The sequence below is a fragment of the Aporhodopirellula sallentina SM41 genome, assembly GCF_000346505.1.
GTDB lineage: Bacteria > Planctomycetota > Planctomycetia > Pirellulales > Pirellulaceae > Rhodopirellula > Rhodopirellula sallentina.
This window is the reverse complement of the sequence record NZ_ANOH01000207.1, coordinates 1-16,934: the sequence shown is the minus strand read 5'-3', so window position 1 is coordinate 16,934 and position 16,934 is coordinate 1. Positions and strand designations below refer to the sequence as shown.

13 protein-coding genes are annotated in these 16,934 nt (G+C 57.5%); all 13 read left to right on the top strand.

Going from position 1 to position 16,934, the window contains the following annotated elements; genetic code table 11:
• Positions 1 to 39: 39 nt before the first annotated feature.
• On the top strand, positions 40 to 375 hold the full coding sequence (locus RSSM_RS13495) for a hypothetical protein (RefSeq protein ID WP_008679485.1): 336 nt from the start codon (positions 40 to 42) through the stop codon (positions 373 to 375).
• 34 nt (positions 376 to 409) lie between these two features.
• A complete protein-coding gene (locus RSSM_RS13490) occupies positions 410 to 1,396 on the top strand; it encodes an SCO family protein (protein ID WP_008679483.1) in 987 nt (328 codons plus the stop codon).
• 141 nt (positions 1,397 to 1,537) lie between these two features.
• Positions 1,538 to 2,611: a cytochrome c oxidase subunit II gene (locus RSSM_RS13485; RefSeq protein WP_236621132.1), complete on the top strand. Its 1,074-nt coding sequence runs from the start codon at positions 1,538 to 1,540 to the stop codon at positions 2,609 to 2,611.
• Between the two features lie 95 nt (positions 2,612 to 2,706).
• Positions 2,707 to 4,428 carry a cytochrome c oxidase subunit I gene (locus tag RSSM_RS13480; RefSeq protein WP_008679479.1) on the top strand — a complete coding sequence of 574 codons (1,722 nt, stop codon included), beginning with the start codon at positions 2,707 to 2,709 and terminating at the stop codon, positions 4,426 to 4,428.
• Positions 4,429 to 4,600: 172 nt separating this feature from the next.
• The gene (locus tag RSSM_RS13475) at positions 4,601 to 5,872 is read left to right on the top strand and encodes a cytochrome c oxidase subunit 3 (RefSeq protein WP_044302502.1); all 1,272 of its coding nucleotides are present in this window, start codon (positions 4,601 to 4,603) and stop codon (positions 5,870 to 5,872) included.
• 66 nt (positions 5,873 to 5,938) lie between these two features.
• Positions 5,939 to 6,298, top strand: a complete 360-nt coding sequence (locus tag RSSM_RS13470; protein ID WP_008679473.1) for a cytochrome C oxidase subunit IV family protein — start codon at positions 5,939 to 5,941, stop codon at positions 6,296 to 6,298.
• Positions 6,299 to 6,886: 588 nt separating this feature from the next.
• Positions 6,887 to 7,798 carry a phosphatase domain-containing protein gene (locus tag RSSM_RS13465; RefSeq protein WP_008679468.1) on the top strand — a complete coding sequence of 304 codons (912 nt, stop codon included), beginning with the start codon at positions 6,887 to 6,889 and terminating at the stop codon, positions 7,796 to 7,798.
• Between the two features lie 12 nt (positions 7,799 to 7,810).
• Positions 7,811 to 9,082 (top strand): threonine/serine exporter family protein, encoded by a 1,272-nt coding sequence (locus tag RSSM_RS13460; protein ID WP_315850017.1) that lies wholly within the window; start codon positions 7,811 to 7,813, stop codon positions 9,080 to 9,082.
• 89 nt (positions 9,083 to 9,171) lie between these two features.
• Complete coding sequence (gene bioB, locus RSSM_RS13455) at positions 9,172 to 10,215, top strand: biotin synthase BioB (RefSeq protein ID WP_044302495.1); 1,044 nt, start codon at positions 9,172 to 9,174, stop codon at positions 10,213 to 10,215.
• The gene (locus RSSM_RS13450; RefSeq protein WP_236621131.1) at positions 10,212 to 11,069 is read left to right on the top strand and encodes an SDR family NAD(P)-dependent oxidoreductase; all 858 of its coding nucleotides are present in this window, start codon (positions 10,212 to 10,214) and stop codon (positions 11,067 to 11,069) included. Before bioB ends, RSSM_RS13450 begins: the two co-directional genes overlap by 4 nt.
• 61 nt (positions 11,070 to 11,130) lie before the next feature.
• Positions 11,131 to 12,153 carry an AAA family ATPase gene (locus tag RSSM_RS13445; RefSeq protein ID WP_008679460.1) on the top strand — a complete coding sequence of 341 codons (1,023 nt, stop codon included), beginning with the start codon at positions 11,131 to 11,133 and terminating at the stop codon, positions 12,151 to 12,153.
• 436 nt (positions 12,154 to 12,589) lie between these two features.
• Positions 12,590 to 14,143, top strand: a complete 1,554-nt coding sequence (locus RSSM_RS13440) for a hypothetical protein (protein ID WP_236621130.1) — start codon at positions 12,590 to 12,592, stop codon at positions 14,141 to 14,143.
• A 363-nt stretch (positions 14,144 to 14,506) separates the two neighbouring features.
• On the top strand, positions 14,507 to 16,934 hold a 2,428-nt coding region (locus tag RSSM_RS13435; RefSeq protein WP_081613775.1), incomplete at its 3' end, for a secretin N-terminal domain-containing protein.

Below are 16,934 nucleotides of genomic sequence, written 5' to 3'. Positions count from 1 at the left end.
TTCATCACACCTCCGAATCCTTCACTCCTAGAATCTCCCATGGCTGCCTACGACGATCTCAATGGCAAACGAATTGCGACGATCAGCGTGATCTCGATCGTGGTTACTGCGGTTACCGTGCTTGCGGTCCAGGTTGTTTACTTCGCGTTGGCGGATTTGGTCGACACGAAGAAAATTCAGGACTCGTCGTACACTCGGTCCAACCAAGTCCTCTCCCGCCAGGCGGATGAGGTAGACACCTATGGCGTGGATCCAGACACAGGAAATATCCGTGTTCCGGTCGGTGACGTGATGAAGAAGATGGCGTCCGAAGCCGAAAAACGCCAAAATGAAGATCAGGCGCGCCTGGCTGTTCCCACTCAACCGCTTTCCTAGTTCGATCCTCCGATAACACCAACAATAAGCTGAAATGATGTTCCTTCCCACGACGCACCGCACAACGATTCACGCAGGTTTTCGCCTGGGCGTGTATTGCATTGTGCTCGTTGCGGTGTTGGGAATTCATCGTGCCGAGGCTCAGCCGAATTCGGCCGCGTCGCAAGACGGTTCGGCCGACGTCTTGCTCAACGACCGGGTTCCTCGCCAAGTTCGGGACGTGACGGTCAAACAGAACCTCGGCGATCAGGTTTCGCGGGATCTCCCGTTGATCGATTCGGCCGGGCGTGAAGTCACGCTCGGCGATTATCTCGATGGCGAGCACCCGTTGATTTTGACGCTCAACTACAGCAACTGCCCGATGCTGTGTAACGTGCAGTTGAACCAGTTGTCACAGTCGCTCGAGAAAGGTGACCTGAAAATTGGCGAAGACTTCCGCTGCATCAGTATCAGCATCGATCCTACCGAAACGAACGAACGTTTGGTCGAGACGAAGTCCCGGTACGTCGAACAACTCCCTTCGCACTCGAAAGCAGAAGAGGGGTGGGCATTTTGTCGCACGACGCAAAACGTCATCGATCAGTTAGCCACTGAAGTCGGATTTTCGTACAATTACAACGAAGCGACCGGCGAGTACGCTCACCCGGCAATGCTCGCATTTTTGACCCCCGAAGGTGTGATCACCCGATATTCGCTCGGCGTTGCTTTTCCTCCCGACCAGATGAAACTCGCCCTGGTCGAAGCAGGTCAGGGAGAAGTCGGCAGTTACATCGATCAATTCGTGATGCTCTGTTACACGTTTGATCCGGCAGCGGGTAGTTATGTGCCCGAAGCATGGAAGATCATGCGATTGGGCGGGGCCTTTACGATCGGATTGCTGGCATTGGCGTTGCTACCTTACTGGTTCGGCCGCAAAGGCAATCCGCTCCGCCGCGATAAGAAACACCAAACCACTGACCCCGTCGCACCCAACGGTGACGGCACCGTGCCGCTCAAACCGACTCAGTGGTTTGGCGGATAGGTCCACCGGTAGAAACGACGCAGCGGCAGACGATCGCCGTTTGCAAACCAGACACCCACTCCCGTTTTCAACATATTCCTTTTTCAAGCCACTTCGGCCTGCACGACTATGATCCCGGCTCTTACCAACTTGACGCGACCGATGCCGTTTCTCGCAGACGTCGAAGAGAGTTTCTGGTTTCCCAAACAGGCTTCCTCGTTCGCGAGCGAAGTCGACTGGGTGTATGACTTCATTCTTTACATCTGCATCGCCTTCTTCGTTCCGATGATGGCATTCATGGTGTGGACGGTGTTCAAGTACACCAAGAAGAAGGGCACCAAGGCGGAGAGCCAGGTCACGCACAACACGCCGTTGGAACTCGCGTGGTCGATCGGCCCGTCGGTGTTGCTCGTTTGGATGTTTGTCCAAGGTTCGATCTCCTACCTCGACATGCGAACGCCACCGGAAGGTTCCTATGACGTCGGCGTCCAAGCCTTCAAATGGGGTTGGACGATGGATTACGGCGGGGGAACCTTTCACCCGGAACTGCACATCGTCAAAGACGAACCGACCAAACTCTCGATGCGCAGCACGGACGTGATCCACAGTCTGTTCATCCCCGCCTTCCGGGCCAAGAAAGACATCGTGCCCGGTCGTTACAACTACATGTGGTTCAAACCGACCGTCGCGAGTGAACAGGTTTCCGAGGAAGAACTCGCCAAGGCGAAGAAGCAAAGCGAAGGCGGCGACGGATGGGACTACGACAAGTATCAGTTCACTCCGGACGGCTACACGTTCTTTGACCTGTACTGCACGGAATACTGCGGGACCAATCACTCGGAAATGCAAACCGTCGTGGTCGTCCACGAAACACAAGAAGAACTCGACGCGTGGATCAAAGCAAACAGTTCGCGTCCAGACGACCAAACGCCGGCTGAGTGGGGACAACTGCTCTACAACCGTCGTGGTTGCTCGGGTTGCCACTCCAACGACGGCAGCAAACTCGTCGGGCCTTCGTTCAAGGACCTGTACGCGTCCGAGCACGCATTGGCATCGGGTGACAGTGTGGTCGTTGATGACAACTACGTTCGCGAGTCGATCATCGATCCGAAGGCAAAAGTCGTCGCCGGTTATCAACCAGTGATGCCGAGTTACAAAGGCCAACTCAGCGATGATGACATTGAATCGATCATCGCATACTTGAAATCGCTCAGCTCCAACGCTGACGCAAAATAGACATCTGCCCAAACGATTCAGCACCATGAGTCGTGCGGGTAGCACTGACATCCTACAAAATCAATTTCGATCGTCTTCCAAGAGGACACCCAATCATGTCCACCGCCATCACCAGCCGCGACCCCGGCTACCCGACTGATCGCGAAAACTACTTGACCAACTCATCAGGCATTCTGAGTTGGATCTTCACGCTCGACCACAAACGCATCGGTTTGATGTACTTGGTCGGTGTGATGACCTCGTTTGCGGTAGGCGGTTTGCTCGCGTTGGGCATCCGTTTGCACCTGCTCGATCCGGAAGGATGGATGTTCACAGGGGCGGAAGCGAACAACATCTACAACCAGGTCTTCACCCTCCACGGTGCGATCATGGTGTTCCTGTTCATCATCCCGAGTATTCCGGCAGCACTCGGAAACTTTCTTGTTCCGGTGATGCTGGGGGCGAAAGACGTCGCCTTCCCGCGGTTGAACTTGAGCAGTTTCTACCTCTGGTGTTTCGGTGCGATCTTCTTCGTCTCGGCACTCTTCAGCAGCGGTCTGGATACCGGTTGGACGTTCTACACTCCGTACAGCACAACGACCGATACTTCGGTGATTCTCGCCACTCTCGGCGCGTTCATCCTCGGTTTCAGTTCGATCTTCACCGGTCTGAACTTCATCGTGACGATCAATACCATGCGTCCGCCAGGAATGACTTGGTTCAAGATGCCTTTGTTCCTGTGGGCAACCTACGCGACGAGCATCATCCAGGTGTTGGCGACTCCCGTTCTCGGTATCACGTTGTTGTTGCTGATCGCTGAGCGCACGATGCACGTTGGGATCTTTGATCCTGAGTTCAACGGTGACCCGGTGACTTACCAGCACTTCTTCTGGTTCTACAGCCACCCGGCCGTGTACATCATGATTTTGCCAGCATTCGGCATCATCAGTGAATTGATCAGCGTCCACAGTCACAAGCACATTTTCGGCTATCGTTTCATCGCTTACTCGTCAATCGCGATCGCATTGTTGGGCTTCCTGGTTTGGGGCCACCACATGTTCACCTCGGGCATGAGCTCGCTGACCACGATCATCTTTTCCGCGTTGACGTTTACCGTTTCGGTGCCGTCGGCGATCAAGGTGTTTAACTGGCTCGCGACGATGTACAAGGGTTCGATCAGTCTGACGACTCCGATGTGCTATGCGATCTCGTTCATTTTCTTGTTCACGATCGGTGGTTTGACCGGATTGTTCCTCGGAACGCTCGCGACGGACTTGCACCTGCACGACACGTACTTCGTGGTCGCTCACTTTCACTATGTGATGGTCGGTGGAACGTTGATCGCGTTTCTCGGTGGTGTGTTCCACTGGTGGCCGAAGATGGTCGGCAAGTTGTACAACGAGACCCACGGACGCATCGCTTCCCTGTTGGTGTTCCTCGGTTTCAACCTGACCTTCCTGCCGCAGTTCGTGCTCGGTAGCCGCGGGATGCCTCGGCGTTACGCGACTTACGATCCTGAGTTCGCGTTCCTGCACCAGATGAGTACCTACGGTGCGTTGCTCCTCGGTTGTGGTCTGCTCTATGCGTTCATCGTATTGATGACCTCGTTGGCCAAGGGCCGCCGGTCGCCTGCGAACCCATGGGGTGGTGCGACGCTCGAGTGGGCGTGCACGAGTCCTCCACCGTATTACAACTTCGAGCGTCCACCGGTTGTGGGCGACCCGTATGACTTCCACAACATCGAGTGGGACGCTCAGGAAGAGAAATACATCTCGACGGAACCCGAGCGTAAGTTGGTTCCCGAAGAGACACCGGAAGAGGTTCCGGCTCATCACTAGGGTCTCACCCATCATTGAGTTTTAACTTTGGGTGCGGTTCAGGTTGATCCTGCGGCCGCATTCAGAACCGGGGGGCTTCGGCCGCCCTGCCAATTGGTTTACTTTTCACTTCGACACATACATGCGTGGTCGCCCGAACTCGGGCGGTTCATCAGCGAACGGTTTTCGGCACATGGCAACGATCGACTCCCTCTCTTCCGAATCGGAAACGCACGACGAACATGGTCACGACCATGACCATCCCGCGTGGTTGGCCCACCACTTCGACACGCCTGAGCAACAATTCGACAGCGGTAAGCTGGGGATTTGGTTGTTCCTGGTTACCGAAGTGCTGTTCTTCAGCGGAATGTTCTGTGCCTACGCGATGTTCCGGATGCTGCGTCCGGAAGTGTTCGAAGGTTGCAGCCAGTTCCTCAATACGAAACTCGGTGCGATCAACACCGGGGTGCTGTTGTTCAGTTCACTGACGATGGCGTGGGCGGTGCGTTGTGCCCAAACCGAAGAGTACAAGAAACTCGTCGTGATGATCGCCAGCACGCTGTCGTGTGCGATGGTCTTCCTCGGCGTGAAGTCGATTGAGTACTCGCACAAATGGGGCATGGGATTGTTGCCACCAGGGTCGTATTTCTACGACGAGGCAAACCCACACCCGACCATGCAACAAATCGTTGACCAACATGGTTTTAGCGAAAGCACCGCTTACTTCCTAACGCACAGCCTCTATTACCTGTGTGCACCGTTTGCGTTGTTGTTGGTCGGTGTGTTCATTTGGTTGGTGTATTCGAAGGTCACCGATAAACAGTTCCAATACGCATGTGCGAAACCATTGTTGGTCGTTTGCCTGAGTTTCTTCGGTGGCGTCGGCCTCGGTATGGTGCTCGAAAGCGGTGGCGAACACAGCGAGCATGCAGTGGCCCACGTTGACGGTGAGCACGCAGGCGAACATGGCGACGCCCATGCGGAAGATCATGCTCACGAGCATGGTGATGAAGCCGGTGATGAAACACATGCCGAGGCGGATCACGCCGACGCGGTCGTGGCGAGTGCGGAAGGCAACGATGTTGCGATCGAACTGCTCGCCGAGAGCGATTTAAATACCGGTGCGAAAGCGATGCTCGAGGCGAAGCAAGCCCAAGCGGACATGGCTACCGGACAGATCGTGCCTCCCGGCGTGGAAGCGGATCTCGGGATCCACAAGGTCGAACGCGACGTGCAGACCAAACGTCAGGCCGGTGTGTTCTTCGGAATCTACTACTGCATGACGGGCGTGCACGCGATTCACATTCTCGCCGGTATCGGTGTCCTGGTTTGGTTGTTGGTGCGAGCGATCCGCCACGACTTCAACCGCCAGTACTTCGGTCCGGTTGACTATGTCGGTCTTTACTGGCACTTGGTCGACTTGATTTGGATCTATCTCTTCCCGCTGTTGTATTTGATCCGGTAAGGCCCGAGTGCTTTCTAGCCGACCGACTCAACTTCCCTTCCATCAATTTCAATTCAGAACGCTCCCATGTCAGCTCACGGACATTCAGACGACGGAACCGATTTCGCTCACCCGATGCCTTTGCCGGTTTTGTTCGGTGTCTTCATCGCGTTGGTGATCTTGACGATCATCACGGTTGCTCAAGCGAGCCTCGACCTCGGTAGTTACGATATTGCGGTTGTGATGGGCATCGCGACGATTAAGGCTTGCTTGGTGGCGGGGATCTTCATGCACCTGATCTACGACAAGCCGTTCAACATCATCGTGTTCTTGTCGTCGTTCGTTTTTGTCGGTTTGTTCGTGATCTTCACGTTGAGCGACAGCAAGATGACCTCGCCTTCGTTCGAGCCAAAAGTAGACGAGCCGGCCGCGACCGCGGGAATGTAGCTCGGCTCGACGAACGAGTCTTGAAAACGTGCGGGCCTCGTTCGTGGTCGCAAACAGTGCGGTCCGCTCGTTGGTAGAGAGATCGAACCACATGAGCCAAACGGCCTCAGGGTGAATTGACGGTTCGACGCCGTACCTTAGAATCGCAAACCCACACGCCGCCGAATCTCCGTTGCCCGGCCCACTGAATCGGGGCGGTAAATGGCTGACACCCACCCGCTAGTGGTGCGTCACGATCAGGAACGAGGGGTCAAGGGCGTCGCGAAAGGCGCCAAGACTTTCGGTGATTGGCGATCCTTCCCGAAACTCCTGGCGAGTTTCGCTACCCTAGAACGAGGCTTTGACGCACCACGAGAGTAGTTGCGGCTAGAATTCTCAGCCAAGGTCGTAGCCGAAGTTGCCATGACTTTCGGTAATTCACGGTGCCTGCCAAAACACCGGGCGAGCTGTTGATTGAATCGTTTTGGCCAAACGTTGTCGTGAGCGACTGTCGTTTTGCCGTTCATAAAATCAACGGCCTGTTGGCGAGTTATCGGCCAAAGGTCTCGGGTAATATTCTAAGACTCCACCTCGTTCCCTGAGGATGCAATGACGAAACGAATCAGCCTGTTGTCGATGATGTTATGCATTGCCGCGTTTTGCTGTCTTACATTGCGCAGTGTGGCGGAAACCCCGAATGGCGACCGGGTGGCAAGCGGTGATGCCGATCGCCCTGAGAATTTGCTCGCCCTGCCCGGGAACATCTACTGCGGCGCGCAGCCCGAAGGGGACACACACTTTCAAACGCTCGCCGAGATGGGCGTGCGCACCGTTGTGAGTGTCGACGGCGCGGTGCCGGATGTTGCTGCCGCGGAAGCGAGTGGTTTGCGTTACGTGCACATCCCGATCGGGTACGACGGCGTCGATCATGAAGCCGGGCTCGCTCTCGCGCGATTGGTGCGTGAAGCGGACGGTCCGATTTATGTTCACTGTCATCATGGGCATCACCGTGGGCCGGCGGCCGCGGCGGTGGCCTGTATTGCGGGCGGGTTTGCAGACAACGAAGCGGGGACAAAGATCCTTCAGCGCGCCGGCACGAGCGAGAACTACGCGGGGTTGTGGCGCGACGTTGCCGCCTATGTGCCTCCACCGGAGGATGCGAAACTGCCGGAGCTCGTCTCGGTCGCGCCGGTGGAGAGTTTTGTCACCGCAATGGCCAACACCGGACTGGCGATGGAGCGTCTGTTACTATGCCGCGCGGCGGGGTGGAAGGCACCGGAGGATCACCCGGACCTGGATCCGGTGCAGATCGCGTTGCTCGTTCGCGAAGGGATGCAGGAGTCGACACGGCATCTCGATTCGGACGCGGACGAAGAACTGCGGCGATGGATGGAGTCGTCTCGCGCGACCGCGATCCGGCTTCACGAATCGCTGAAGGTGAACCGAGTGGCCGACGCGGATGTCTTGATCGGAGAACTGCAAACGTCATGCAAACAATGTCATCGTGACTATCGAAATTAGGACGCCACAACGATCAACGATTCTGCTAGCACTCGGTTCATCATCGAACTCGCGCGAAACCTGCACGCGAGCGGTTCGCCTGCGTACGAACTCGATCAACGGATGGAGTCGGTTGCCCGTTCGTTAGACAATCCGGCGGCGTTCTTTTCGACGCCGACGGCGATCTTTGTCACGTTTGAAGCCGAGGCTCACTCGACACGCCTGATTCGTGTGTATCCCGTCGACGCGAACTTGGCAAAGTACGCTCGCCTGTACGAATTGCAACGAGAGATCGACGAGGAGTCGCTTTCGATCGAAGAGGCGTGGGCGCGACTGAAACAAATCGAACGCATCGACGATGAATACCCGATGTGGCTGAACGTGATTGCCTACGGGTTGGCGGCGTCAGCGATTGCGGTTTTGGTCGGTGGGAATTCGATCGTGCAGGGCACATCCGGAGTGATCGGTTTGATCGTCGGCTTGGTCGTTTCGATATTGCTTCGGTTCAATTTTCCGACTCACCTGGTCAACGTCATCTCGGGCTTCGTTGCGATGGTTTGCGCGGGTGCCTGCCACTCCTACTTTCCCGGCGGCAGTGTCACGTTGACTGTCTTGTCGTCATTGATCGTGTTGGTGCCTGGGTTGCAATTGACCGTCAGCATCAACGAACTCGCGACACAGAACTTGGCGTCCGGTTCGGCACGGTTCGCCGGAGCGATGACGACGTTGTTGACGATGATTTTCGGAGTGGTGATGGGCAACGGACTCGTCACGACGCTCGTGAACGTTCCCCCATCGGCGTTACCTCAACCGGCTGATATGACGGCGTCGGTGTTCGCGCTGTTGCCGATCACGGTAGCGTTCGGAGTTCTGTTTCGCGCGAGGGTGCGGGACGGCTTTTGGATCATGTTGTCGATGGTGATCGCGTTCGCGGGGTTGCGTGGCACGAGCGAGTTTTTGGGGCCGTTCGGCGCGGTCTCGGTGGCGGCGTTGACTGTCGGAGCGGCGAGCAATCTGTTTGCCCGTTGGAAGGGGCTGCCTTCGGCGATCATGTTGATGCCCGGCTTGTTGTTGCTCGTGCCGGGGAGTCTCGGCTTTTTCGGCATGTCGGCGATCTTGATCGGGGACGATTTCCCGGGCGGGCTTCGCTTCCTTTTCAACACGATGTTGACGGCGGTTTCGATTGTGGCGGGGTTATTGATGTCGGAGGTTGTCTTTCCGAGCGAGGGGCCTGCGTCGACTTGGCGCACAATGACGCCCTCGGCCCCTCTTGCCGACGAGCGGGCAGTAGACAAGGATAAATGACCGCAGTGCGGGCGGTTTCATTCCCGAAAACGCCCGGCACGATTGAGTTTTTCTGCTGTTTCTTTTCGCTCACACGACAGATCCTTTCCATGAGCATCGCTACACCGGCCGCATCGACCGCCACGTTCTCACCCGCCGGAACCTACGATGCACTCGCTGAACGCGTCCTCGCGGGCGGATCGATCACGCGGGAGGAAGCGTTGGCGATCCTGGACGCCCCCGATTTGGACGTGCCGGCGATCTTGGCCGCCGGGTACCGCATCCGGCATCACCACTTCGGCAATTCCGTTCAGTTGTATTTCTTGATGAACGCCAAGAGTGGTTTGTGCCCCGAAGATTGCCACTACTGCAGCCAGTCCAAAGTCAGCGACGCTCCCGTCCCGAAATACAACATTCTCAAACGAGACGAGTTGATGGAAGCGGCTCGCGTGGCGGCCGAACGCGGAGCGAAAACTTACTGCCTCGTCATCAGCGCACGTGGGCCGAACGAACGCGAAATGAATGCGGTCGAAAAGATCGTTCCCGAAATCAAACAGAAGTACAACCTCGATATCTGTGCCTGCCTCGGTTTGCTCTCGACCGAACAAGCCGAACGTCTCAAAGCGTGTGGTGTCGACCGAGTCAATCACAACCTCAACTCGAGCGAATCGCACTACGAAAAGATTTGCACGACGCACACGTACGCCGACCGTGTTCAAACCCTTCGCAACGTTCGCGACGCGGGCATGGAAATGTGCAGCGGTGGGATCATCGGAATGGGCGAAGCGAAAGAGGACATCGTTTCGATGGCGTTCGACCTCGCCGAACTCGGTGTGAAGTCGATTCCCGTGAACATCCTCAACGCGATCGACGGAACGCCGCTCGAAGGCACCGATGCGATGTCGGCACAGGACGCGTTGAAGGCCCTCGCAATGTTCCGCTTTGTTGCTCCCGATCGGGAACTGCGGATCGCCGGTGGCCGTGAATTGCACCTGCGATCGTTGCAGCCTCAAGGTCTGTACGTCGCTAACAGTTTGTTCGTCGGCGATTACCTGACGACCAAAGGGCAGGCTCCCCAAGCCGACTACGACATGATCACCGATCTCGGTTTTGAGATCACCGGATCGTGCGAAGAAGTGAGCTTGGATCGTTGAGCCCGGGATCGCCGGACCTACCCACACCGAAGAGTTTGGCGGTCGCTCGCACGCGACTGCAATCCACGTTCGACACCGATGCGCCGGTCGCGTTGATCACCGGCAGCGGTGCGAAGCGTGTCGGACGATGCATCGCCGAAGCATTGTCGCGCCGCGGATGCCACATCGCGTTGCATGCCAACACGAGCGCTGACGAAGCAAGCGAAGCCGCCCGGCAGTGGCGGGATCAGTTCGGCCGCGATGCGATCGTGGTAACCGGTTCGCTCGAAGAGGATGCGACCTGCGACCGGATCGTTGAGCAAACGCACGCTCACTTTGGCCGGATCGATATTTTGGTGAATAGCGCGGCGATTTGGAAACCGACCGCGCTGGATGACATCACCGGCGATGAAGTCCGGCGTTACTTTCAAATCAACTCGGTCGCGTCGTTGTTGTGTGCTCGCGCTGCGGGACGTTTCATGAGCGACCAACCCAACGGCGGTGCGATTATCAATATCGGCGATTGGGCGACGCAGCGTCCTTACGCCGACCATGCGGCGTACTTCCCGAGCAAATCCGCCGTCGAGGTGATCACCCGTTCGCTCGCGGTGGAACTCGCCGCCCGTAACTCGCGGGTTCGCGTCAATTGCGTCCAACCCGGTCCGGTCATGTTGACTCCCGATGTGGACGATGCAACCGTTCAATCGCTGGTCGAGAGTACCTTGGTCGGGCGTATCGGTTGCGGAGACGACGTCGCCGAGGCAGTGGCGTTTTTGTGTGAGAACACCTTCGTCACCGGCGTCTGTTTGCCGGTCGACGGTGGACGCAGAATCTTCGCCCCCGACGGCTTGCAGGTGGGACGCAATACCGGCTAATCGGTTATCCTTGGCTGCGATCAATCCACGCCGCTTTTTACTCCAGCCCGAGTGATCAACCTTGAGTGAATCGTCTCTGCCGCCCGTCCTACCGACCGATGCCGCCGGTGCGCCCTCGGTGAATCCCGAATTCGTCGCGATCGGCAAACTGTTCGAGCGAATCCAAGCCGAAGTCAGCAAACTGTATGTCGGTCAAGACGAGTTGGTGCTCGGAACGTTGACCGCGTTGTTCTCCGGTGGTCACGTTTTGATCGAGTCGGTTCCGGGGCTCGGAAAGACGTTGTTCGTTCGAACGCTCGGACGGATCCTCGGGTGCGAGTTCGGCCGGATCCAATTCACGGCTGACCTGATGCCGTCGGACATCACCGGTGCACCAGTCTTTGACATGCAAAAGAGCGAATTCCGGTTCCGCGCCGGGCCGGTGTTCACGCAGTTGTTGCTCGCTGACGAGATCAACCGCTCGCCGGCCAAGACGCACGCGGCGTTGTTGGAAATCATGCAGGAGTACAGTGTCACGATCGACGGGACGACGCACCCAGTGCCGCGACCGTTTCTCGTGCTCGCGACTCAGAACCCGCTCGAGAGCGAAGGAACGTACAACCTGCCCGAGGCGCAATTGGACCGATTCATGTTCAAACTCCACGTCGACTATCCGACGGCGGATGAAGAAAGCGAGATTCTAAAACTGCATTCGCGGCAACTCGATTTCAGCAAGCGACTCGAGAGTGAGATCACACCCATCACGACACCGGACATGGTGTCCAAGGTGATCGCGACGTGTGCAAAGGTGCGAGTGGAAGACAGCCTCGTCGACTACATCAGCGCCGTCGTGCGGGCGACGCGAGATTGGCCGGGGTTCCATATCGGGGCATCGCCGCGTGCGGGAATTTCGTTGATGCAAGCGGCGCGAACATTGGCGGCGTTCTCTTCGCGAGATTTCGCGGTTCCCGACGACGTCATTCAAATCGCGTTGCCTGTGCTGCGTCACCGTGTGTCGTTGACCGCGGAAGCCGAAATCGAAGGCAAACAGGTCGACGAAGAATTGCGGGCGATGATGCGAGGCATCGAGGTCCCGCGCTCCTAGTCGTTTGTGCCAGCTCTTTTTTCACTGCTGGTGCGTTAGAGCAAGAATGCGGGGGCAAGGGCGTCGCGAAAGTCGCCAAGACTTTCGGTGATTCTCGAGCCCTCCTGAAGCTCTTGGCGGTTTGTCGATTTAATCAAGAGTCAACCTGCTTTCGTTTAACCGGTAGCCGTAGGCGACGTGCAGTGGCAAGTAGGTCGCCTTTGGCTGCCCGTTAAACGAATGAATCAACAGCCCGTTGGCGAGTTTCGCTACCCGAAAACGAGCCTCCCGAAAACGAGGCTTGGACGCACCACTACCGGCTGCCCAATAAAATGCTGCGTAGTGTGGTTTTGGACAGTGCGTCCGTTGGCGAATCGCGTTGACAGGCGATGCTCAAATTTGATAGTTCGCATGGAGACAAAGTGGATTCATTCCAGTTTCCTCGGCGAACGATTCATTGAATAACGGACACAGCCCCTCCACCGATCTCGCAAACACGCACGGAATCCGTCGCGTGCGCTCGCTGCTGTCCCGATCGGAACAGGTCGGCGTGATCGCGATTTTGGCGGGATTGCTGGTGCTGTCGGCGGGATGTCGCGGCCGGGCTCAGGAGGACATGTACCGGCAAACGCTGCAACGCGAGGTTCGGACGCTCGAGGATCAGCTCTACCAAGCCGACTACGAAAACCGAATTCTGATCGACAAATTGCGTCGCGAACGGGAGGCGAGATCTTCTGCCAAACCGTGTCCCGACCCGACCGACCCGAAATCAATCAATTACGACCCGGGGTACGTCCCGGTGGAATCGGATCGTTTTGATCTCAGTGATGGGCTCGATGACTTAGAAGACGACCCGGCGTTTCGTTCCCGCGACGATTCCTCGAATTCCCGCGATCCGCGGCCGCTGCGTGACCCCGACGCGGAAGAGATTCCGTCGGGAAGCCAAACTCGCGACTCATCCGAACTCCCATCCACCCGGTCAAACGACGATTCGTCGAGTGACTCAGATGACATTGACGACGGTTTGCCCGACATGGATTCGTTGATCGATCCAGGCGAACTGGTTGACCCCGGCGAATTGGTCGACCCGGGCGAACTCGTCGATCCGGGAACCCTCGTTGATCCCGGCACGATGCAGGGTTCAGGCGGCTCCACGGGCGATTCGAGCCAGGGCCGTTTACAACTGCCGATTCCCACGCCCGATCCGAACGCATCGCCTGGCTCGGGCGGTTTTGAACTGCCTGATCCTGGTTTGCTGCCTGCACCCGGTGGGCCTGTTCCTCCGGGGACGCCAGACCTGCAGGTCGATCCGATTGAACCTGGCATCCCCTTGCCGCCGAATTCACCGAATGGTCGTCCCGACGGACCTCCGGGAAAAATTAATTTGCCTGGCGTCAGCATGCTCGGCGGTCTCGGTCAAGTCGCCGGCTCGACTCCGAAAATCGTGCTGCAGCCCTCGAAGGTCCACATCGACGCGACATCGAGTACCGTTCGTGTGATTCCAGGCGATTCGCAAGCCAACAACAGTCAAACCGCTGCGACGGAAACGTCTGCTGACGCGGCAACCGAATCGGCTGTGCCTACCGAAGGCGTCGATTTGGTCGTTCGTGCCGATGATCAATACGGCCATCCGATCGCGTTACTCGGGCGGAGCCACGACCCGACCGAGAAACTTCGTCCGACCGATGCGGCGTCGACTCGGCCGTTGCCGAAGGGGACGATCCAGCTCAGCGTGATCGCGTTGGACCCGACCAAGAAGGGCGAAGATGCCCATCTGGGACGTTGGGATTTCGATACCGAGCAGCTCCGGCAGCTCGAAACGTCGAGTCTCGCGACCGCAGGCAACGGATTTGCGACCACCGTTCCGATCCGCTGGCAAGATCGCGTGCCGCAGGGAGAATCGGTCATTTTCTTCGCACGTCTACAGACTAGCGAGCGAGATCTTCGATGCGAATCCGAGATCGAATTGAAGAAGCAACCGTCGGTCGCCGGATGGTTGCCGCGACGCTAGGTTCGCCTGCCGTCGGATCTAAGTTCGCGTGACGAACCGTTCGCCTCTCCGGTGCTGGCCAGATCTATGCAACAGCGGCTAGGGTGCCCGCCTTCGCCGATAGGGGCATTTTGACGTTTGTTTTGTGGTGCGGAAGCAGTCATACTGATCGCTCCCCACATGCGAGTGCTTCGGCACCCGCCTCCGCTCCCATCACAGGCTGTTCTCATCTTGCGATATCCCCACACTCGCATATTGATCGCGATCGTTCCCGTGCTGTGGGTGTTGGTCCCATGCTGTCATTCTGTTTTGACGGGCGAGGACGATATCGCCGCGCCTAGCAACACAAAACATCTGCCGTCGTCGCAACCGGTGCGCATCGCCATGGTACCGTCGCCGGCCGATCGCGGCCCAGGACCACCCCAACCAGGCGGCAAAGAGGACGACAAGAAAGGTGACAAGAATGAAGGTAAGGACGGCAAACCCGATGAAGAATCATCGCCGCCCAAGATCCTTCGTCGCGATGGGATTGAGTTACCCGAAGGCGACCCGGCCGAACTGAAGGCGACCGTTGGCGAGGACGGCAGGGTCTCGTTCCGATTCCGTAATCAAGGTTGGGTCGACCTGATCAATTGGTTGTCTGATATCTCAGGGCAACCGATCGATTGGCAGGAGTTGCCTGGCGACTCCGTGAACCTCGTCAGCCCGGAACGATTGACTGTTGGCGAGACGGCGGACTTGATCAATCGTCACTTGCTCGCCCGCGGATATACCATGTTGCGGCTCGACGGTGGGATCACCATCTCGAAAACGTCGAGCGTGAATCCGGGGATGGTGCGGCGGGTTGGCGTTGATGAACTCGAACAGTTGGCTGATCACACGTACGTCCGCACGATGCTCGATGCCGGTTGGTTATCGTCGGAGAAGTTGGCGGAAGAACTCAAACCGATGCTCAGCGGTTCGGGAAAGTTGACTGCGTTGGCAACCACCAATCGGCTCGAAGCCATGGACGCTGCGGTCAATCTGCGGCAGGTCGCTCGGTTGCTCCGAGAGGAACGTGACGCGGCGAGCCGAGACGCATTGGCACCCGAATTTCGTCTGCGACATATCCCGGCGGAGGAGGCCAAACGACTGCTCGAACAGTTTCTCGGTGTCGAGAAGAAAGACAACGCGCCGATGACGCGTGAGCAGATGCAGATGATGCAGCGGATGCAGCAACAAAACGGCGGAAAGATGCCGCAGAAGAAAGAGGTGGAAATCTCGATCGTGGCCAACGTCCGTCAGAACTCCGTACTCGTGCGAGCACCAATCGACCGGGTCGCGATCGCGGCGGAGTTCATTAAGCGAATCGATGTGCCCGGCGGTTCACTGCGATCGCTAGCCGACGCGAGCGAACGGGTGGATGTGTTCCGTCTCGTTTCGCTCGATCCGGAAAAACTGATCGAGATCGCGCAAGAGATGAACGTGCTCGAACCGACCACGCGGATCCGTGTCGACAAAGACAACTCGGCGGTGATTGTTTCTGGCGCGGCAGCGGACCGGTTCATTATCAAATCGCTGATCGAACGGCTCGACGGCGGCAAGCGACGGTTCGAAGTGCTGCAACTGCGACGACTCGATGCGGCTGCGGTCGCTGAGTCGATCTCGTTCCTGATGGGTGAAGAGAAGGAAGAGGAAAGCAGCAGCCGCAGTCGCTACTCGTACTACGGGTACGGCCGCTACAACGACGACGACAAGAAAGACGAAGACAAGTTTCGCGTAGCCGCCAACACGAGTTACCGGCAGGTTCTTTTGTGGGCCAACGAATCAGAAATGGAAGAGGTCCGATCGCTGTTGATCAAACTCGGCGAATTGCCTCCTCCAGGCGGCAGTCAACAAACGATGAGAGTGGTCGAGGCGTCGGCGACACCGGAAACACTTGAGTACCTTAAGGAACTCAAAGAGCGTTGGAGTTCGATCTCCTCGACGGAGTTGCTGCTGCCGGACGCGTCGGAGTTCACCGCACCTTCGGGTGATTCCACCGACGAGCCGCAAGACGATTCAGACGAGTCGCAGTCCGGTGCGGAAACACCCGATGCCGATGACGACGATGCCGAATCGTCCGACGAGCAGGGTGAACCGAACCCGAAAGACGATCGCGACAACAGCGATCAACCAATCGTTGCACGCGAGACAAACGTCCCGGCGCATACCGCCACTGCGAGGGAAGTTGGTGCCGGATTCGATAGCGGGCAAAATCCGTTCACGCTGACGATGCAGCAAACAAACGATCGTGATGCGGAGGTGGGGCCAACGAACCGGCGAGCGTCAGGCAACCCGCCGGTTGAGATCCGGTTGGATGCCAACGGCAACCTGATTTTGTCCAGCCAAGACACCAAGGCGCTCGACGCATTGGAAAGCTTGATGTTGGAGATCAAACCGCCTCAGCGACCCTACCATGTGTTTCATGTCGAAAACGCCTCGGTCACTCTTCTGACGCTCGACCTCGAAGACTACTTCGGAGACGACGACGAGGAGGATGATGATTCCGATAGTTTTTATCGCTGGTATTGGGGCGGGGACGACGACGATTCCGACACCGGGCCGACCGGGCTGGCCAAGGGTGGGAAACTGAAATTTCTTCCCAATTCCGACACCGGGACGATCATTGTCACCGGCGCGACGAGTGGTCAGTTGAAGACCATCGAGGAGTTGATCTCCCTGTGGGACGTCGCCGAGCCGATCAATCCGACACGTAGCCGGTTCACAAAACTCGTCACTATCCGTTATGGTCGTGCGGAGAAGATCGCCGAAACCGTCAAGGACGCGTATC

Coding starts and splice junctions, on each gene's coding strand:
- RSSM_RS13480 (WP_008679479.1), top strand. CDS start 2,707: ATGTCCACCGCCATCACCAGCCGCGACCCCGGCTACCCGACTGATCGC.
- bioB (WP_044302495.1), top strand. CDS start 9,172: ATGAGCATCGCTACACCGGCCGCATCGACCGCCACGTTCTCACCCGCC.
- RSSM_RS13490 (WP_008679483.1), top strand. CDS start 410: ATGATGTTCCTTCCCACGACGCACCGCACAACGATTCACGCAGGTTTT.
- RSSM_RS13475 (WP_044302502.1), top strand. CDS start 4,601: ATGGCAACGATCGACTCCCTCTCTTCCGAATCGGAAACGCACGACGAA.
- RSSM_RS13495 (WP_008679485.1), top strand. CDS start 40: ATGGCTGCCTACGACGATCTCAATGGCAAACGAATTGCGACGATCAGC.
- RSSM_RS13465 (WP_008679468.1), top strand. CDS start 6,887: ATGACGAAACGAATCAGCCTGTTGTCGATGATGTTATGCATTGCCGCG.
- RSSM_RS13470 (WP_008679473.1), top strand. CDS start 5,939: ATGTCAGCTCACGGACATTCAGACGACGGAACCGATTTCGCTCACCCG.
- RSSM_RS13485 (WP_236621132.1), top strand. CDS start 1,538: ATGCCGTTTCTCGCAGACGTCGAAGAGAGTTTCTGGTTTCCCAAACAG.